The sequence below is a fragment of the Rhodovarius crocodyli genome, from assembly GCF_004005855.1.
In the GTDB taxonomy this organism is placed as follows: domain Bacteria; phylum Pseudomonadota; class Alphaproteobacteria; order Acetobacterales; family Acetobacteraceae; genus Rhodovarius; species Rhodovarius crocodyli.
This window is the reverse complement of sequence record NZ_SACL01000002.1, coordinates 554,741-570,351: the sequence shown is the minus strand read 5'-3', so window position 1 is coordinate 570,351 and position 15,611 is coordinate 554,741. Positions and strand designations below refer to the sequence as shown.

The 15,611-nt window shown below is 68.8% G+C and carries 15 protein-coding genes; 9 read left to right on the top strand and 6 right to left on the bottom strand.

Translation table 11 applies throughout. The features are described 5' to 3' along the window. The first annotated feature begins 26 nt into the window (after positions 1-26). Complete coding sequence (gene rpmG / locus EOD42_RS08705; RefSeq protein WP_127787090.1) at positions 27-194, top strand: 50S ribosomal protein L33; 168 nt, start codon at positions 27-29, stop codon at positions 192-194. A 73-nt stretch (positions 195-267) separates the two neighbouring features. Here rpmG and EOD42_RS08700 read toward each other — a convergent pair whose 3' ends face one another. After that, complete coding sequence (locus EOD42_RS08700; RefSeq protein ID WP_127787089.1) at positions 268-1,632, bottom strand: PleD family two-component system response regulator; 1,365 nt, start codon at positions 1,630-1,632, stop codon at positions 268-270. A 26-nt stretch (positions 1,633-1,658) separates the two neighbouring features. Here EOD42_RS08700 and EOD42_RS08695 point away from each other — a divergent pair, with 26 nt between their 5' ends. Then, on the top strand, positions 1,659-2,267 hold the full coding sequence (locus EOD42_RS08695) for a class I SAM-dependent methyltransferase (protein ID WP_127787088.1): 609 nt from the start codon (positions 1,659-1,661) through the stop codon (positions 2,265-2,267). Between the two features lie 227 nt (positions 2,268-2,494). Here EOD42_RS08695 and EOD42_RS08690 read toward each other — a convergent pair whose 3' ends face one another. The 3 genes from EOD42_RS08690 to EOD42_RS08680 all read right to left on the bottom strand — a co-directional run bounded on the left by EOD42_RS08690 (position 2,495) and on the right by EOD42_RS08680 (position 5,248). Then, positions 2,495-3,190: a glutathione S-transferase family protein gene (locus tag EOD42_RS08690; protein WP_127787087.1), complete on the bottom strand. Its 696-nt coding sequence runs from the start codon at positions 3,188-3,190 to the stop codon at positions 2,495-2,497. Between the two features lie 76 nt (positions 3,191-3,266). Further along, positions 3,267-4,067, bottom strand: a complete 801-nt coding sequence (locus EOD42_RS08685) for a hypothetical protein (protein ID WP_127787086.1) — start codon at positions 4,065-4,067, stop codon at positions 3,267-3,269. After that, entirely contained in the window at positions 4,067-5,248 is a 1,182-nt protein-coding gene (locus tag EOD42_RS08680) for a pyridoxal-phosphate-dependent aminotransferase family protein (protein ID WP_127787085.1), read from the bottom strand. The genes EOD42_RS08685 and EOD42_RS08680 overlap by 1 nt, the downstream gene beginning before the upstream one ends. Before the next feature lie 151 nt (positions 5,249-5,399). Here EOD42_RS08680 and EOD42_RS08675 point away from each other — a divergent pair, with 151 nt between their 5' ends. The 4 genes from EOD42_RS08675 to EOD42_RS08660 all read left to right on the top strand — a co-directional run bounded on the left by EOD42_RS08675 (position 5,400) and on the right by EOD42_RS08660 (position 11,026). Next, positions 5,400-8,234 (top strand): FAD-binding and (Fe-S)-binding domain-containing protein, encoded by a 2,835-nt coding sequence (locus EOD42_RS08675; RefSeq protein ID WP_240655073.1) that lies wholly within the window; start codon positions 5,400-5,402, stop codon positions 8,232-8,234. Next, entirely contained in the window at positions 8,231-8,800 is a 570-nt protein-coding gene (locus tag EOD42_RS08670) for a DUF924 family protein (RefSeq protein WP_127787083.1), read from the top strand. The genes EOD42_RS08675 and EOD42_RS08670 overlap by 4 nt, the downstream gene beginning before the upstream one ends. A gap of 66 nt (positions 8,801-8,866) precedes the next feature. Further along, positions 8,867-10,012, top strand: a complete 1,146-nt coding sequence (locus EOD42_RS08665; protein WP_127787082.1) for an OmpA family protein — start codon at positions 8,867-8,869, stop codon at positions 10,010-10,012. Between the two features lie 39 nt (positions 10,013-10,051). Continuing rightward, the gene (locus EOD42_RS08660; RefSeq protein WP_127787081.1) at positions 10,052-11,026 is read left to right on the top strand and encodes a quinone oxidoreductase family protein; all 975 of its coding nucleotides are present in this window, start codon (positions 10,052-10,054) and stop codon (positions 11,024-11,026) included. On the opposite strand, the gene EOD42_RS08655 is transcribed toward EOD42_RS08660, so the two are convergent. Then, positions 11,027-11,938: a sensor domain-containing diguanylate cyclase gene (locus EOD42_RS08655; RefSeq protein WP_240655072.1), complete on the bottom strand. Its 912-nt coding sequence runs from the start codon at positions 11,936-11,938 to the stop codon at positions 11,027-11,029. 167 nt (positions 11,939-12,105) lie between these two features. On the opposite strand from EOD42_RS08655, the gene EOD42_RS08650 reads away from it, so the two are divergent. From EOD42_RS08650 to EOD42_RS08640, 3 genes are read left to right on the top strand one after another with little or no spacing between them, the layout of a single operon-like run. Continuing rightward, positions 12,106-12,894 carry a glycosyltransferase family protein gene (locus EOD42_RS08650; RefSeq protein WP_127787080.1) on the top strand — a complete coding sequence of 263 codons (789 nt, stop codon included), beginning with the start codon at positions 12,106-12,108 and terminating at the stop codon, positions 12,892-12,894. A 31-nt stretch (positions 12,895-12,925) separates the two neighbouring features. Beyond that, a complete protein-coding gene (locus EOD42_RS08645; protein WP_127787079.1) occupies positions 12,926-14,038 on the top strand; it encodes a CaiB/BaiF CoA transferase family protein in 1,113 nt (370 codons plus the stop codon). 3 nt (positions 14,039-14,041) lie between these two features. After that, a complete protein-coding gene (locus tag EOD42_RS08640) occupies positions 14,042-15,199 on the top strand; it encodes an acyl-CoA dehydrogenase family protein (protein ID WP_206020299.1) in 1,158 nt (385 codons plus the stop codon). On the opposite strand, the gene EOD42_RS08635 is transcribed toward EOD42_RS08640, so the two are convergent. Continuing rightward, positions 15,196-15,567, bottom strand: a complete 372-nt coding sequence (locus EOD42_RS08635; protein ID WP_127787078.1) for a glyoxalase superfamily protein — start codon at positions 15,565-15,567, stop codon at positions 15,196-15,198. The genes EOD42_RS08640 and EOD42_RS08635 overlap by 4 nt on opposite strands. Positions 15,568-15,611: the final 44 nt, after the last annotated feature.

Here is a 15,611-nt window from a genome sequence, read left to right as displayed (position 1 = left end):
CAGACTGCACTGATCGGACCCGACCCATGGCCAAATCCAACACCATCCAGATCAAGCTGGTGAGCAGCGCCGAGACCGGCCACTTCTACGTCACGAAGAAGAACGCCCGCACGGCCACCGGCAAGCTCGAGCTGAAGAAGTACGACCCGGTCGTGCGCAAGCACGTGGTCTACAAGGAAGCCAAGATCAAGTAATTCCGCGCCAGCGCGGAACGGGCCGGCGCGGGGTGACCTACGCCGGCTTTTTGCTGTTCAGCGTTCCGGTGGATCAGTTGGCGGCCTGGCGGCCCAGGTCGCCGGCATCGGCCATGCGCACGGCATTCCGCCCGCCCGCCTTGGCGCGATAGAGCGCGGCATCGGCCGCGCCGATCACCACATCCGAATCGGTGCCGGCGGGCGCCACGGCCGCGCCGATGCTGACGGTCGCGTTGATCTCGACCGGGCCCAGCTGCAGGGGCTCATCGGCCACGGCCTCGCGCAGGCGCTCGGCCACCAGCATGGCGTATTCGGGCGGGGCGCCGGCCATCACGACCAGGAACTCCTCACCACCCCAGCGCGCCACCACATCCGAAGCACGCAGGTTCACCCGCAGGCGGTTGGCGATCTCCCGCAGGGCGGCGTCACCCACATTGTGGCCCCAGGTGTCGTTGATGGGCTTGAAGCGGTCCAGGTCCAGCATCAGCACCGCGACCTCTCCGCCGCGCAGCAGCCCGTCCAGGTGGCGGCGGACATAGCGGCGGTTGCGCAGCCCGGTCAGCGGGTCGGTCACCGCCATCTCCAGGCTGCGGTCCAGCTCGGCGCGCAGCCGGTCCTGATAGCGCTTGCGGCGGATCTGGTTGCGCACGCGGGCGCGCAGCTCATTGGGGTCCACCGGCATCAGCACATGGTCGTTGGTGCCGATGTCGAAGCCGCGCAGCACCAGCGCCCTCTGCTCCGGCCGGGCGACCAGGATGACGGGCACGTCGCGGGTCACGCCGTTGGCGCGCAGGCGCGATGCCAGGCGCAGCGTATCCCCGCCCTCGGCCGGAAGGCACAGGATGGCCAGATCCACCCCGCCCTGGTTCAGCCGCTGCCAGATGGCGTCGACGGCATCGAAGCATTCCACCAGCACGCCATCCTGGCGCAGCGCGGTGGAGATAACGTCGTTTTCCTCACCCAGCACCAGCGCATGGGCGCCGACCACGCCGCTGTCGGGCGCGCCGGGCGCCTCGAAGCCCAGGTCGCGGGCGGTCTCGGCGCGCAGGCGCCACGCATCCTGCACCTGCTTCACGCGCATCAGCGCGCGCAGCCGAGCGAACAGCGTGGCGTCGTCCACGGGCTTGGAGAGGAAGTCGTCGGCTCCGGCCTCCAGGCCGCGCACGCGCTCGGCCGCTTCGGTCAGGGCGGTGACCATGACGACGGGGATGTGCATCAGGGCCGGGTCGGCCTTCAGCCTGCGGCACGTCTCGAAGCCGTCCATGCCCGGCATCATGACATCCAGAAGAATTATGTCCGGAGACCAGCCGGAAGCCTGCCTGAGGGCTTCCTCGCCGCTCTGGGCCAAGGCTACCTCATAGAACTCGCTCTGCAGCTTCGCCTCAAGCAGGCGGCGGTTGGCAGCGATGTCGTCCACCACCAGGATGCGGGCGGTCATGCGCGCATCCCTTCACGGAGAATGCCATGTCCGGCGCCAGCTTCAGCGAGCCCGAACTGAACGATCATGGCAGCGTCGCCAATCGCGGCCTGTTCTTCCGGCGCTGGCTCGCCAACCCGCTGCAGATGGGCAGCATCATCCCTTCCTCGGCCACCTTCAGCCGCATGATCGCGGAGCGGGCGGAACATGAGGGCGATGAGGTGGTGGTCGAGCTCGGCGCCGGCACCGGCGTGATTTCCCGCGCGCTGCTGGCGGCGGGCGTCCCGCCCGAAAAGCTCATCCTGGTCGAGATCGTGCCCGAGATGGCCGAGCACCTGCGCCAGGCCCTGCCCGGCGTGCGCGTCATCTGCGGCGACGGCTTCGAGCTGCCGCGCGTGCTGCAGCAGGCCGGCGCGCCCCCGGTGGGCGACGTGGTGTGCGGCATCCCGCTGGTGATGCTGCCCGACGCGCAGCAGCGCCGCATCGTCAGCGCCATGATGGAAGCCAGCCCGCGCCGCGGCTTTCTGCATCTGAGCTATTGCATCACCTCGCCGCTGCCGCGCCGCAGGCACGGAATCGAGGGCGGCCGCCAAGCCTGGACCTGGCGGAACTTTCCGCCCGGTGGCGTCTGGCGCTATCGCCCTGCTGCACGCTGAGGGCTGGGCGTCGCCGGCTGTCCTGTATTCCAGAAGTCTCACCGCTAACGGCCGTCCTCGATCCCGCCACCACGCCTCGCCGGGAGGTTAGCAGCATTTCGTAGCGGCTCGATAGGCTATTCCCCCAATGTCAGTAAGAGCAAAAAAGCAAGTAAAGTGCTGAATTGAGGGCCGGGGTGAAATCTTAGCCATCCCTGGCCCGAAGGGGCTTGCAGGCAGCGATTCGTTTACCGGGGCTGAAACTGCCTGCTGCCGAACATGTTCTCCCGCGCCTCGTCCGTCAGCGGGCCCGTGCGCTGGTTCTGGGAGAGCACCTCGACGCCGCGCTGCACCGCCGGGCGTGCCGCGATCGCATCATGCCAGCGCTGCACCGCCGGATAGGCCGCCAGGTCGATCCCGCGCCGGCCCGGGTTGCGGATCCAGGGGAAGGTCGCGATGTCGGCGATGGAATAGTCGGGCCCGGCCAGATAGGGGCTCTCCGACAGCCGCTTCTCCAGCACGCGGTGCAGGCGCGCCACCTCATTGGTGTAGCGCGTGATGGCGTAGGGCAGCTTCTCGGGCGCATAGGCCGCGAAGTGGTTGTACTGGCCGAACATCGGCCCCACCCCGCCCATCTGGAACATCAGCCATTGCAGGGCGGTGTAGCGGGCGGCGGGGTCCTGCGGCAGCAGCGGGCTGTCCACCTTCTCGGCCAGATAGATCAGGATCGCCCCGCTCTCGAACAGCGCGAAGTCGCCGCCCGGCCCATCGGGGTCCACGATGGCGGGGATGCGGTGGTTGGGGGTGATCTTGAGGAAGCTTTCCTCGAACTGCGCGCCCTTGCCGATGTCGACGCCGTGCACCCGATAGGGGATGCCCGTCTCCTCCAGCATGATGTGCACCTTGTGGCCGTTGGGCGTCGGCCAGGAATACAGGTCGATCATCGGATTCTCCTTATCGGGCTGGATGTGGCGCCGCCCCGGAATCCTGCAAGAAGTTCCACCGAGCGACGAGGCGCGGCTACAGCCCGCTGAAGGTGATGCCCGTCTCGACCGACCAGCCATAGGGACGGTCGCGCCCCACCCCCAGCCCGGGACGCACATAGGCGGTGACGTTCTCGCCCAGCCTGAGGCCCGCGGTCAGGCGCAGCGTGCCGCCGCTCATGGCGCCGCGTGCGATGTCGAAGCGCTGGGTCGGGTTCAGCGTCAGCCAGGCGCGCCCCGGCAGCACCCGCCAGAACAGGAAGAGATCCAGCTCGCCCAGGTTCACCCGCGGGGCGGCGGCACTGCCAGCGAAGCCGGCGGAGTGGCGGTACTGCGCCCCCACGCCCAGGCGGGACCACGGAAACCAGATGCCCGAAAGCCCGGGCGAGGCGATGAAGCGCGCGGCGCCGGTCATGCCGTTGCCGGTGGGCGCGGAGATATCGGCGAACAGCTGCACGGCGCCGGTGCCGCCCGCCCAGAGCAGGGCCGAGAGGCGCGCCGAGACGTCGCCCGCCGCCAGGCCGCGCCTGGAATGCGGTCCGTCATGCGCCGTGGCGTCGGTATCGGGGCCCACGGCGGCGGCCACCCCGGCCACCCGTGCATAGACCATCGGGGTTTCTATGCGGATCGCGGCGCGGCCACCCCAGAGGGGCTCCGCATAGCGCACCCGCACATCCTGGCTGAAGGAAGCGCCATAGCCGCTGCTGGTGGCCACCACCGCCGCCTGGCGGTCGTACAGAAAGGGCGAATCAGGAGCGGGCGGCGGAAGGCCCAGCGATTGCTGGGCCCACGCGCCGCCCGGTATCAGGCAGATCAGTGCGGCCGCGGCCGCACGCATCAGCCGTTGCCGTTCAGGTACTGCATGGCGGCGGCAAGCCCGGGCTTGTGCGGGATGCCGGCGGCGGCGAGCCCCATCTCCACCCCGCCCAGCGTGCCCACCAGCTGCAGGTCCCCGAAATCGCCCAGGTGCCCGATGCGGAACACCCGGTCGTTCAACTGGCCGAGCCCGTTGCCGAGCGACATGTTGAACTTCTTGAGGATGGTGGCGCGCAGCGCGTTGGCGCTGTGGCCCTCGGGCAGGCGCACGGCCGTCAGCACCGGGGAGTAGTGGCGCGGATCCTCGCACTGCACCTCAAGCCCCCAGGCGCGCACGGCGCGGCGCGTCGCCTCACCGTGGCGGTCATGGCGGGCGAACACATTGTCCAGCCCTTCCTCGAACAGCATGTCGAGCGCGGTATCCAGCGCGTAGAGCATGTTGGTCGCCGGCGTGTAGGGGAAATAGCCGGTCGCGTTGGAGGCGATCATCGGCTTCCAGTCCCAGAAGCTGCGGGTGAGCTTCGCGGTCTCGCTGGCCTTCAGCGCCTTGGCGCTGACCGCGTTGAAGGACAGGCCCGGGGGCAGCATCAGCCCCTTCTGGGAACCGGAGACGGTGACATCCACGCCCCACTCGTCGTGGCGGTAGTCGACCGACCCCAGGGAGGAGATGGTGTCCACCAGCAGCAGCGCCGGGTGGCCGGCGGCGTCGATCGCGCGCCGCACCTCGTTGATGCGGCTGGTCGCCCCCGTGCTGGTCTCGTTATGGACCACGGCGACGGCCTTGATCTCGTGGTTCTTGTCGGCGCGCAGCCGGGCCTCGATGCCCTCGACATCCGCGCCGCGGCGCCAGTCGGTCTTGAGCAGTTCGGTGAGCAGGCCCAGGCGCCCGGCCATTTCCTCCCACAGATGCGCGAACCAGCCGGTCTCGCACATCAGCACCTTGTCGCCCGGCGACAGCGTGTTCACCAGCGCCGCTTCCCAGGCGCCGGTGCCGGAGGCCGGGTAGATGATCACATGGCTTTCGGTGTTGAAGATCTTCTTGGTCTTCTCCAGCACCCGCGCGCCCAGCTTGCCGAAATCCGGGCCGCGATGGTCCATCGTCGGGTTGTCGAGCGCACGCAGCACGCGGTCGGGCACGTTGCTGGGGCCGGGGATCTGCAGGAAATGCCGGCCGGCGGTGTGGTGTTCGGCGAAATAGACCATGGGACGAAGCCTCCGTTTCGGGGCGCTTCTGCCGGGATTTCGCGTCCCGCGCCAATGAGTTCGGCTTTTCGCGGCCATGAGCGTTTCCCATGCGCCAAATCGGGACGCGCGCGCTAGAAGCGGGCTCATGAACGTCCTCGTAAAACCGACTATGGCCGAATCCCGGCTCGCCCAGCGCCTGTCCGCCAACATCAGCGGCGAGGTGCTGTTCCACCCGGCCGACAAGGGCCGGTATGCCACCGATGCCTCGATCTACCAGGTGACGCCGGTGGGCGTGGTGGTGCCGAAGACCATCGAGGACGTTCAGGCCGCGATGTCGCTGGCGCGGGAGGAAGGGGTCTCCGTGCTCGCGCGCGGCGGCGGCACCAGCCAGTGCGGGCAGACGGTGAACCACTCGCTGGTGATCGATTGCAGCAAGTACCTGCGCAACGTGCTGGAGGTGGAAGGCGATGTGGCCCGGGTGCAGCCCGGCATCACGCTGGGCGCGCTGAACGAGGCGCTGAAGCCGCATGGCAAGTTCTATCCGGTGGACCCCTCCACCTGGCAGCGCTGCACCATCGGCGGCATGGCGGGCAACAATTCCTGCGGCGGCAAGTCGATCCGCTACGGGCTGATGGCGGACAATGTGCTGGCCATCGACGCGCTGCTGGCCGACGGCTCCCGCCACCGCTTCGGCGAGGATGAGCCCAACACCGACCTCGTGGCCCGGCTGCGCGCGCTGGGTGAGCGTGAGGCCGCCGAGATCGCCGAGAAGTTCCCCGAGCAGCTGCGCCGCGTCGGCGGCTATAACCTGGATGCGCTGACGCCCGCGGCGCGTGCCGCCGGGCGGGGCAACCTCTCACGCCTGCTGGTGGGCAGCGAGGGCACGCTGGCCTTCTCGGCGGCGCTCGATTTGAAGCTGTGGCCCATCAAGCCGCGCAAGGTGGTGGGCATCTGCCAGTTCCCCACCTTCCGCCGCGCCATGGAGGCGAGCCGACACCTGGTCACGCTGGACCCGGAGGCGGTGGAGCTGGTCGACCGCACCATGATCGACCTCGGCCGGTCCATCCCGATCTACCGCGCGACCATCGACAAGATGGTGATCGGCGAGCCCGACAGCCTGCTGATCGTGGAGTTCCACGGGCATGAGGACGGCCCGCTGCTGCAGGCGCTGGACCGGCTGGAGGAGATGATGGGCGACCTTGGCCTGCCCGGCCAGGTGGTGCGCGCCGTCGACGCCCCCTTCCAGGCCGCGATCGCGGAGGTGCGGGAGGCGGGCCTCAACATCATGATGTCCATGAAGGGCGACGGCAAACCCGTCTCCTTCATCGAGGATTGCGCGGTGGGCCTGGATGACCTCGCCGACTACACCGAGCGCCTGACCGGCGTATTCGACGAATACGGCGTGAAGGGCACCTGGTACGCCCATGCCAGCGTGGGCTGCCTGCATGTGCGCCCGGTGCTCAACATGAAGGATGGCGGCGATGTGCGCAAAATGCGCGAGATCGCCGAGCGCTGCTTCGAGCTGGTGCGCGAATACAAGGGCAGCCATTCCGGCGAGCATGGCGACGGCATCGTCCGCTCCGAATTCAACGAGCCCATGTTCGGCCCCCGCATCGCCCGCGCCTTCGAGGCGGTGAAGGACGCCTTCGACCCGAACGAGCTGCTGAACCCGAACCGCGTGGTGCGTCCGCCGCGCATGGATGACCGCAGCCTGTTCCGCTACGCGCCCGACTATGCGCCCGACCCCGCCGTGAAGCCCGTGCTCGACTGGTCCGAGCACCCCAACGGTTTCCTCGGCGCGGTCGAGATGTGCAACAACAACGGCACCTGCCGGAAGTTCGATGCCGGGGTGATGTGCCCCTCCTATCGCGCGACGCGCGAGGAACAGCACCTGACGCGCGGCCGCGCCAACACGCTGCGCCTCGCGCTGTCGGGGCAGTTGGGAGAGGACGCGCTTTCCTCCGACGCGCTGGCCGAGGCGATGTCGCTCTGTGTCTCCTGCAAGGGCTGCAAGCGCGAATGCCCGACGGGCGTGGACATGGCGCGCATGAAGATCGAGGTGCAGCACGCCCGCGCGCGGAAGCATGGCGTGCCCTTCAAGGACCGCATCATCGCGGAGCTGCCGCGCTGGGCGGCCGCTGCCTCCCGCGCGCCGGGGCTGGCGAACCTGCGCAACCGCTCATCCCTGCTGCGGCAGCTGGGCGAGAAATGGCTCGGCTTTTCCAAGGACCGCGCCCTGCCAGAGTTCCGCAGCGACGTGTTCCGCGACGAGGAGGCCCGCCGCCCCGGCGGCCGCGAGGTCATCCTGTTTGCCGACACCTTCAACCGCTATTTCGAGCCGGAGAATCTGCGCGCCGCCGTGAATGTGCTGGGGGCCGCGGGCTACAGCGTGCGCCCGGCCGAAGGCGCGGATGGCCGCCCGCTGTGCTGCGGCCGCACCTATCTGGCGGCCGGCATGGTGGAGAAGGCGAAGGAGGAAGCGCGCCGCACTTTGGCGGCGCTCGCGAATTCCGATGCCCCGGTGGTGGGGCTTGAGCCCTCCTGCCTGACCACGCTGCGCGACGAATTCCTTGCCCTGCTGCCCGGCGAGGAAACGCAACGCCTGGCCGCCCGCGCGAAGCTGTTCGGCGAGTTCCTGGCGGCGGAGAAACCCGCCCTGCCCTTCAAGGAAACCCCCGCCACGGTGCATGTGCACGGGCACTGCCACCAGAAGGCCTTCGGCGCCTTCGACCCGTCGCTCTCGGTGCTGAAGACCATCCCCGGTGTCACGGTGAAGCCCATCACTTCCTCCTGCTGCGGCATGGCGGGCAGTTTCGGCTACATGGCGGCGAACCAGGAGGCATCGAAGGCGATGGCCGAGGCATCCCTGATGCCGGCTGTGCGCGCGGCGGGCGCCGATGACATCATTGTTGCCGACGGCACCAGCTGCCGGCACCAGATTGACGGGCTGTCCGGGCGCGGGGCATGCCACTCCGTCAGGCTGATGGAGCGCGCGCTGAAATGACTTCCGAAGACGTCCTTTCCTTCTGGTTCAGCGAAGGCCCCGACACCCACCGCCCCGCCTGGTTCCAGAAGAACGACGCCTTCGACGACAGCATCCGGCAGCAATTCGGCGCCCTGGTCGTGCCTGCGCGCGAGGGCGCGCTGGATGGCTGGGCCGAAACGCCCCTGGGTGCGCTGGCCCTGCTGATCGTGCTGGACCAGTTCCCGCGCAACCTGTTCCGCGGCAGCGCGGAGGCATTCGCCTCCGACGCCCATGCCCGCGACATCGCGCGCGCCGTGGTGGCGAAGGGCTGGGACATGCGGGTCACCTGCACCCAGCGCAGCTTCCTGTACCTGCCCTTCGAGCACAGCGAATCGATGGCGGATCAACATCTGTCCGTCGCCCTGTTCGAGGGCATGCGCGACGACAGGGTGAAGGCCGCCCCCGGCGGCTCCATCGACTATGCCTGGCGCCACTGGTTCCTGATCCGCGATTTCGGACGTTTTCCGCACAGGAACGCGGCACTTGCCCGCACCAGCACGTCTCAGGAAGTGATCTATCTGTCACAGCCTGGAGCAGGTTTCTAAACCCGCCTGTTCATCGCCTCCCGCTTTGGTAGAAACTCGTTACTGCCCGGAGAGAGATAGAACACGATGCTCAAGCGCTTCCTGCTCGGTTGCACGCCATTGCTGATGCTTGCCACGCCGGCGGCGGCGCAGACGGTCCAGGGCCTTTATGTGGGCCTGGGCGCCGGCGGCACCATGCTGAACGAGAGCATCAACCGCCGTTCGCCGGCGGGTTTCTTCGGGCTGGGCAACGGCAGCCAGTACACCTACCGCACCGGCACCAACGTGACCGGCAGCGTCGGCTGGGGCTTCGGCAACGGCTTCCGCGCGGAGCTTGAAGGCTATTGGCGCCGGGCCGGCATCCAGGAGGCGCGCTTCTTCTCCCAGGGCAGCTTCAACGGCGGCATCTCCACCACCGCCGGCACCGCGCAGGTCTATGGCTTCATGGCCAATGCCTATTACGACTTCGACCTGTCCGTGTTCGGCCCGGGCTGGAGCTGGATCCAGCCCTATGTCGGCGTGGGCCTGGGCTTCGCCTATTCCCAGTTCCGCGACCTGAGCATGGACACCTACACCAGCCTGCGCACCACGGCGAACGGCAACGGCCGCACCCTGGCCTACCAGGCCATCATCGGTGCCGCGGTGCCGCTGGACGACTGGGCGCCGGGCCTGTCGCTGCTGGCGGAATATCGCTACTTCGGCGCGGGCTCGCCGCGGATCCGGGTGCAGACCAGCACCATCCCGACGAACAACCAGCCGGCCTATGTGCTGTCCGAAGTGTCGCGCACCGCCCATCCGGGCATCAGCGGGCATAATTTCAGCATCGGCCTGCGCTATTCCTTCGGTGCCTCGGGCGCCGCCAGCGCCGCCCCCGTCGCGGCCTCCGCGCCGCTCGGCTTCGGGTCGCCGCAATTCGCCCCCGCCCCCGCGCCGCGCAACTACGCGGTCTATTTCGAGAATCGGGGGGCGGTGATCGACTCCGTCGGGCGCGACACCATCGGCCAGGCGGTGCGCACGGCGCAGACGGCCGGCGCCTCGGGCCTCGATGTCGTGGGCTCGGCCGACGGCGCGGCCAATGCCGCCAACCGCGCGCTGTCCAACCGCCGCGCGCAGAATGTGGTGGCGGAGCTGGTGCGCATGGGCGTGCCGCGCAGCGCCATCACCGTCTCGGCCGTGGGCGGCCAGGGCCCGGTGGACCCGCAGCTGCGCCGAGTTGACATCACGCTGCGGTAAGGCCTGCATTCCCTTCCAGGAAATCGGAAGGGATGCGCCATGAAAGCCGCTGTCGTCACCGAACAGGGTCTGCGCCTGCAGGATGTGCCGGTGCCCAAGCCTGGCCCTGAGCAGGTGCTGGTGAAGCTGAAGGCCATCGGGCTTAACCGCGCCGATCTGGGCGTGGCCTCGGGCCATATGCATGGCAGCGTCGGCGGGCCCGGCACCATTCCCGGCATGGAAGGCGCGGGCGAGGTGGTCGAGGTCGGCCCCGGCGTGCCCGACACCATCCGCCCCGGCATGGCCGTGATGGGCGGCATCGCGGGTGCCTATGCTGAATACGGCCTCGCGGATTACGGCCGCCTGAACCCGGTGCCCGAGGGGCTTTCCTGGGAGGTCGCGGCCAGCCTGCCCGTGGCCCTGCAGACCATGCACGACGCCGTCGTCACCCATGGCCAGGTGCGGCCCGGGACCACGCTGATGATCCAGGGCGCGTCCTCCGGCGTGGGGCTGATGGGCATGATGATCGGCAAGCGCATGGGTGCGCGGCTGGTCGTCGGCAGTTCCACCAACCCCGAGCGCCGGGCGCGGCTGGCTGAATTCGGCGCCGATCTGGCCGTCGATACCAATGATCCCGCCTGGGTGGACCAGGTGCTGGCCATGACGGACGGCGTGGGCGTGGACACGGTGGTGGACCAGATCAGCGGCAAGCTGATGTCCCGGACACTCGCCGCGACCGCCATCCTGGGCCGCATCGTGAATGTCGGCCGGCTGGGCGGCTTCAAGGCGGAATTCGACTTCGACCTGCACGCGCAGCGGCGCATCACCTATGTCGGCGTCACCTTCCGCACCCGCACGAAGGAGGAAGTGCGCGAGATCGTCCGCAAGATGCGCGCCGACCTGTGGCCGGCGGTGCAGGCGGGCGAACTGCGCCTGCCGATCGACCGGATCCTCGCGCTGGATGAGGTGACGGAGGCGCTGGCGCACATGAAGGCCAACCGGCACCTGGGCAAGATCGTGATGCGGGTGGGCTAGTCAGCCCGTCACGATCCTGTCGCGCCCCTGCTGTTTCGCCAGGTAGCAGGCCCGGTCCGCGCGGGCGAACACCTCGGCCGCGCTCTCGCCCGGCCCGATCGCGGTCACCCCGCAGGAGAATCCGTACCGGAACCCCGGTACCTCCGGCAGGGGGCGTGCCGCGTGGATGTCGCGTTGCACGCGTTCCAGGATTTCCCGCGCGGTATCCGGGCACAGCCCGGGCATGACGAGCAGGAACTCCTCGCCGCCGATGCGGCCGAAACTGTCGCTGCGCCTGACGCCGCCCAGAACCCGGCTGGCGAAATCCACCAGCACCGTGTCGCCGCCCGGGTGGCCGTGGGTGTCGTTGATCGCCTTGAAATGGTCGATGTCCATCACCGCGACGCAGCCCTCCTGCCTTTCGCGCGCCATGTCCTCCAGCAGGGACATGATGTGGCGGCGGTTGGCCACCCCCGTCAGCTCATCGGTCTGGGAGGCCCGAAGCGCCACCGCATGAGCATAGCGCAGGTCGCGCTCCCGCGTGGCGAGCGCGGTGATGTCGCTGCCGATGCACAGCATCCAGCCGGTGCTGCCCATCGTCTCGGTCATCCAGATCCAGGTGCCGTCGGTCAGGTCGGTCTCGAAGGCGCGGTAGGGCTGCTTGCCGCGCCGGGAGGCGGCCGAGGCCAGCCATTCGTCGAAGGGCTTGCTGGCCACCGACACGCCCAGCCCCTCCTGCCAATTGGCGCGCAGCAGCTCGGCCCAGCTGGGGCTGGCGTCGTCCGGGAGGTTGAACTTGCGCCGGTAGGCGGCATTGGCCCAGCGCAGCCGGTCCGTCTCGTCGAAGACAGCGATCAGGACGGTGCTCTGCCTCAGCAGATCAGCCATTTCCGGGGAGATGCCGGTCATCGCCAGGGCCTGGGGAAACGGCAAGTTCCGCCTTCCAGCGTTTGTGTCAGCACCATGTCCCGTATGGAGAAGCCCCGGCCGGATCAAGTGACGGCTGCGGAACAGGCTTCACGCCTGCGTGAGCGGCCGGGCGAAGGGCTTCGTTAACCCGGCGGGGTCAGGCTGGGCGCGCATTGCAGAAGGCCGCCAGGATGACGCCGCCGCCAAGACCCTTCGTGGTCGTCGCCACCCCCTGTTTCGGGGCGATGGTGCATCAGGGCTACATGCTCTCCATCCTGCGGCTGGTCTGCAGCCCGGCGGGCCAGGCCATGACCCTCTCGCTGGAGATGCTGGGCCATGACAGCCTGATCACCCGCAGCCGCAACACGCTGCTGGCGCGCTTCCTGGCCACGCCCGGTGCCACCCACATCCTGTTCGTCGATTCCGACATCGTGTTCGAGCCCGACCACGTCACCCGGCTGGTGGCGGCGAACAAGGAAGTGGTGGCCGGCATCTACCCGCTGAAGGTGCGGGAATGGGGGGCGGCCACCCAGGCCCGCATGGCCATGGGTGAGAAGCCGGACAGCGCCTCCCTGCTCTATGTCGGAGAGCCCTGCGCGAACCCGGAGCGCGACGGCGACTTCATCACCGCCACCTATGCCGGCACCGGCTTCATGCTGATCCGGCGCGACGCGGTGGAGCGCATGATCGCGGCCTACCCGGAAACCCGCTACAGCCGCATCGGCGCGCCTGACCCCGCCATCCCGGACGGCACGCCCTGCCACGCGCTGTTCGACTGCGTGATCGACCCGGCCACCGGCAGCTATCTCAGTGAGGATTTCACCTTCTGCCGGCGCTGGCGCGCGATCGGGGGCAAGGTCTGGCTGGATACCGTGGGCCGGCTGACCCATATCGGCGCGCATGATTTCGCGGGGGAGCCCGCCCGCCGTTTCGTATCGCCTGTCGAAACACGCATTGCCGAGCCCGTGACCCAGGGCTAGGCTTCTTCCCCAAGGAATAAGGGGAAGCGGCATGGGTCCACTTCAGGGCCTCAAGGTCATCGAGATGGCGGGCATCGGCCCGGGGCCGTTCTGCGCCATGTTGCTCGCGGATATGGGCGCCGAGGTCTGGCGCGTGGAACGCCGCGAGGGCCCGCCCGGCAGCCGCCGGGACGTGATGGGCCGCGGCCGCCGCTCCATCGCGCTGGACCTGAAGAACCCCGCCGCCACCCGCGCCGTGCTGCGCCTGGTCGAGCGCGCGGATGCGCTGATCGAGGGCTTCCGCCCGGGCGTGATGGAACGCCTGGGGCTGGGGCCGGATGTGTGCCTGGCGCGCAACCCGAAGCTGGCCTACGGCCGCATGACCGGCTGGGGCCAGACCGGGCCGCTCGCGCCGCTCGCGGGGCATGACATCAACTACATCGCCATCACCGGCGCGCTGGACGCGATCGGCACCAAGGACACCCCGGTCGCGCCGCTCAACCTGGTGGGCGATTTCGGCGGCGGCGGCATGCTGCTGGCCATGGGGCTGATGGCGGCCATGCTGCACGCCCAGCGCACCGGCCAGGGCCAGGTGATCGACGCCGCCATGAGCGACGGCGCGGCCCAGCTCATGGCCCCCATCTACGGCATGAAGGGCAATGGCCGCTGGCAGGCCCCCCGTGGCGGCAACATGCTGGACGGCGGCGCGCCCTATTACGGCGTCTACCGCTGCGGCTGCGGCGGCTTCCTGGCCGTGGGCCCGCTGGAGCCGCAGTTCTTCGCGGAGTTCCTGCGCCGGCTGCAACTGCCCGAAGGCGAATTCGCCGACCGGCTGAAGCCTGAATTGTGGCCCGCCCTGCAGGCCCGCTTCGCCGCCGTGTTCCTGACCCGCACGCGGGACGAATGGGCCGCCATCTTCGAGGGCAGCGACGCCTGCGTGGCCCCGGTGCTGACCATGGACGAGGCCCCGGCCCACGCCCACAACCAGGCGCGCGGCACCTTCTTCGAGCGCGAGGGCATCACCCAGCCCGCCCCCGCCCCGCGCTTCTCGGCCACCCCCTCCGAGCCCGGCCACCCCGCGCGCCTGCGCGGCGAGGACAGCCGCGCCATCCTGGAGGAAACAGGCTTCACCGCGACGGAGATCGCGGAGCTTCTGGAAGGATGATCCATGGACACCGCCATCCCCGCCCCCCGCCAGCGCAGCGTGCTCACGCCTGAGCACGAGATGTTCCGCACCCAGGTGCGGCGCTTCGTGGAGAAGGAAATCGCGCCCTTCCACCGCGAGTGGGAACACGTGGGGCTGGTCCCGCGAGAGCTGTGGCGCAAGGCCGGCGAGCAGGGCCTGCTCTGCACCATGCTGGCCGAGGAATATGGCGGCGCCGGCGGCGATTTCGGCCACGCCGCCGTCGTGCTGGAGGAGCTGGCGCGGGTCAATGCCTCGGGCGTCGCGTTCCAGCTGCATTCGGACATCGTGGTCCCCTACTTCGCCACCTATGCCACTGAGGCGAAGAAGGCTGAATGGCTGCCGAAGATGGCGAGCGGCGAGCTGATCACGGCCATCGCCATGACCGAGCCCGGCATGGGCAGCGACTTGAAGGCGGTGCGCACCTCGGCCAGGCGGGACGGCGACCATTGGGTGATCAACGGCCAGAAGACCTTCATCTCCAACGGGCAGAACTGCGGCATCGTCATCGTCGTCTGCAAAACGGACCCGGAGGCGGGGCGGCGCGGCATTTCCCTGATCGCGGTGGAGGAAGGCACGCCGGGCTTCACCAAGGGCCGCAACCTGGAAAAGATCGGGATGCACGCACAGGACACCTCGGAGCTGTTCTTCGACGAGGTGCGGGTGCCGGCCGACAACCTGCTGGGGGTGGAAAACCGCGGCTTCCACCAGCTGATGCACCAGCTGCCGCAGGAGCGCCTGATCATCGCCGTGCGGGCCGCCACCAGCATGGAGACGATGCTGGAGAAGACCCTGGCCTATGCCCGCGAGCGCCAGGTGTTCGGCCAGAGCGTGTTCGACTTCCAGACCCACCGCTTCACTTTGGCGTCCGCGAAGGCCGAGATCGGCATGTACCGCGTCTATCTGGATGATTGCCTGGGCCGGCACATGCGGGGCGAGCTGTCGGCCGAGGAAGCCGCGGCCGCCAAGCTGCTGGGCACGGAAATGCAGAACCGGCTGCTGGACGCCTTCCTGCAGATCCATGGCGGCTACGGCTACATGGCCGAATACGAGATCGGCCGCGCCTGGGCCGATGCCCGGGTGGGCCGCATCTATGGCGGGTCCAGCGAGGTGATGAAGGAGATCATCGCGCGCACGCTCTAATGCGCGTCACGCTCACAGAAGCGGATGCGGTTGCCGAAGGGGTCGGTGATGGTCATCTCCTTCCCCCAATCCTGCGCCACGATGCCGGGGCGCAGGGAGTGGTAGCCGCGGGCCGTGAGCTCCGCGTGAAACTCGGCCAGCCCGTGCATGGGCTGGAAGATCACGATGCCGGGGCTGCCATCGCCATGATGGCCGCTGAGATGCAGCAGCAGGCCGTTGCGCGAGATCTGCATGTACAAAGGCAATCCGGGCTCGAAGCGGTGCTCCCAATCCACGCTGAAGCCCAGCCAGTCGATGTAGAACTCCCGCGCCTTGGCCTCGTCGAAGATGCGCAGCACCGGGTTCGGTGCCTCGAAACTGATCGCCACTACACATTCCTCCCGAATTCGCTTGCTTCTGTAGGGGCGGGAGG

Coding starts and splice junctions, on each gene's coding strand:
- rpmG (WP_127787090.1), top strand. CDS start 27: ATGGCCAAATCCAACACCATCCAGATCAAGCTGGTGAGCAGCGCCGAG.
- EOD42_RS08700 (WP_127787089.1), bottom strand. CDS start 1,632: ATGACCGCCCGCATCCTGGTGGTGGACGACATCGCTGCCAACCGCCGC.
- EOD42_RS08695 (WP_127787088.1), top strand. CDS start 1,659: ATGTCCGGCGCCAGCTTCAGCGAGCCCGAACTGAACGATCATGGCAGC.
- EOD42_RS08690 (WP_127787087.1), bottom strand. CDS start 3,190: ATGATCGACCTGTATTCCTGGCCGACGCCCAACGGCCACAAGGTGCAC.
- EOD42_RS08685 (WP_127787086.1), bottom strand. CDS start 4,067: ATGCGTGCGGCCGCGGCCGCACTGATCTGCCTGATACCGGGCGGCGCG.
- EOD42_RS08680 (WP_127787085.1), bottom strand. CDS start 5,248: ATGGTCTATTTCGCCGAACACCACACCGCCGGCCGGCATTTCCTGCAG.
- EOD42_RS08675 (WP_240655073.1), top strand. CDS start 5,400: ATGGCCGAATCCCGGCTCGCCCAGCGCCTGTCCGCCAACATCAGCGGC.
- EOD42_RS08670 (WP_127787083.1), top strand. CDS start 8,231: ATGACTTCCGAAGACGTCCTTTCCTTCTGGTTCAGCGAAGGCCCCGAC.
- EOD42_RS08665 (WP_127787082.1), top strand. CDS start 8,867: ATGCTCAAGCGCTTCCTGCTCGGTTGCACGCCATTGCTGATGCTTGCC.
- EOD42_RS08660 (WP_127787081.1), top strand. CDS start 10,052: ATGAAAGCCGCTGTCGTCACCGAACAGGGTCTGCGCCTGCAGGATGTG.
- EOD42_RS08650 (WP_127787080.1), top strand. CDS start 12,106: ATGACGCCGCCGCCAAGACCCTTCGTGGTCGTCGCCACCCCCTGTTTC.
- EOD42_RS08645 (WP_127787079.1), top strand. CDS start 12,926: ATGGGTCCACTTCAGGGCCTCAAGGTCATCGAGATGGCGGGCATCGGC.
- EOD42_RS08640 (WP_206020299.1), top strand. CDS start 14,042: ATGGACACCGCCATCCCCGCCCCCCGCCAGCGCAGCGTGCTCACGCCT.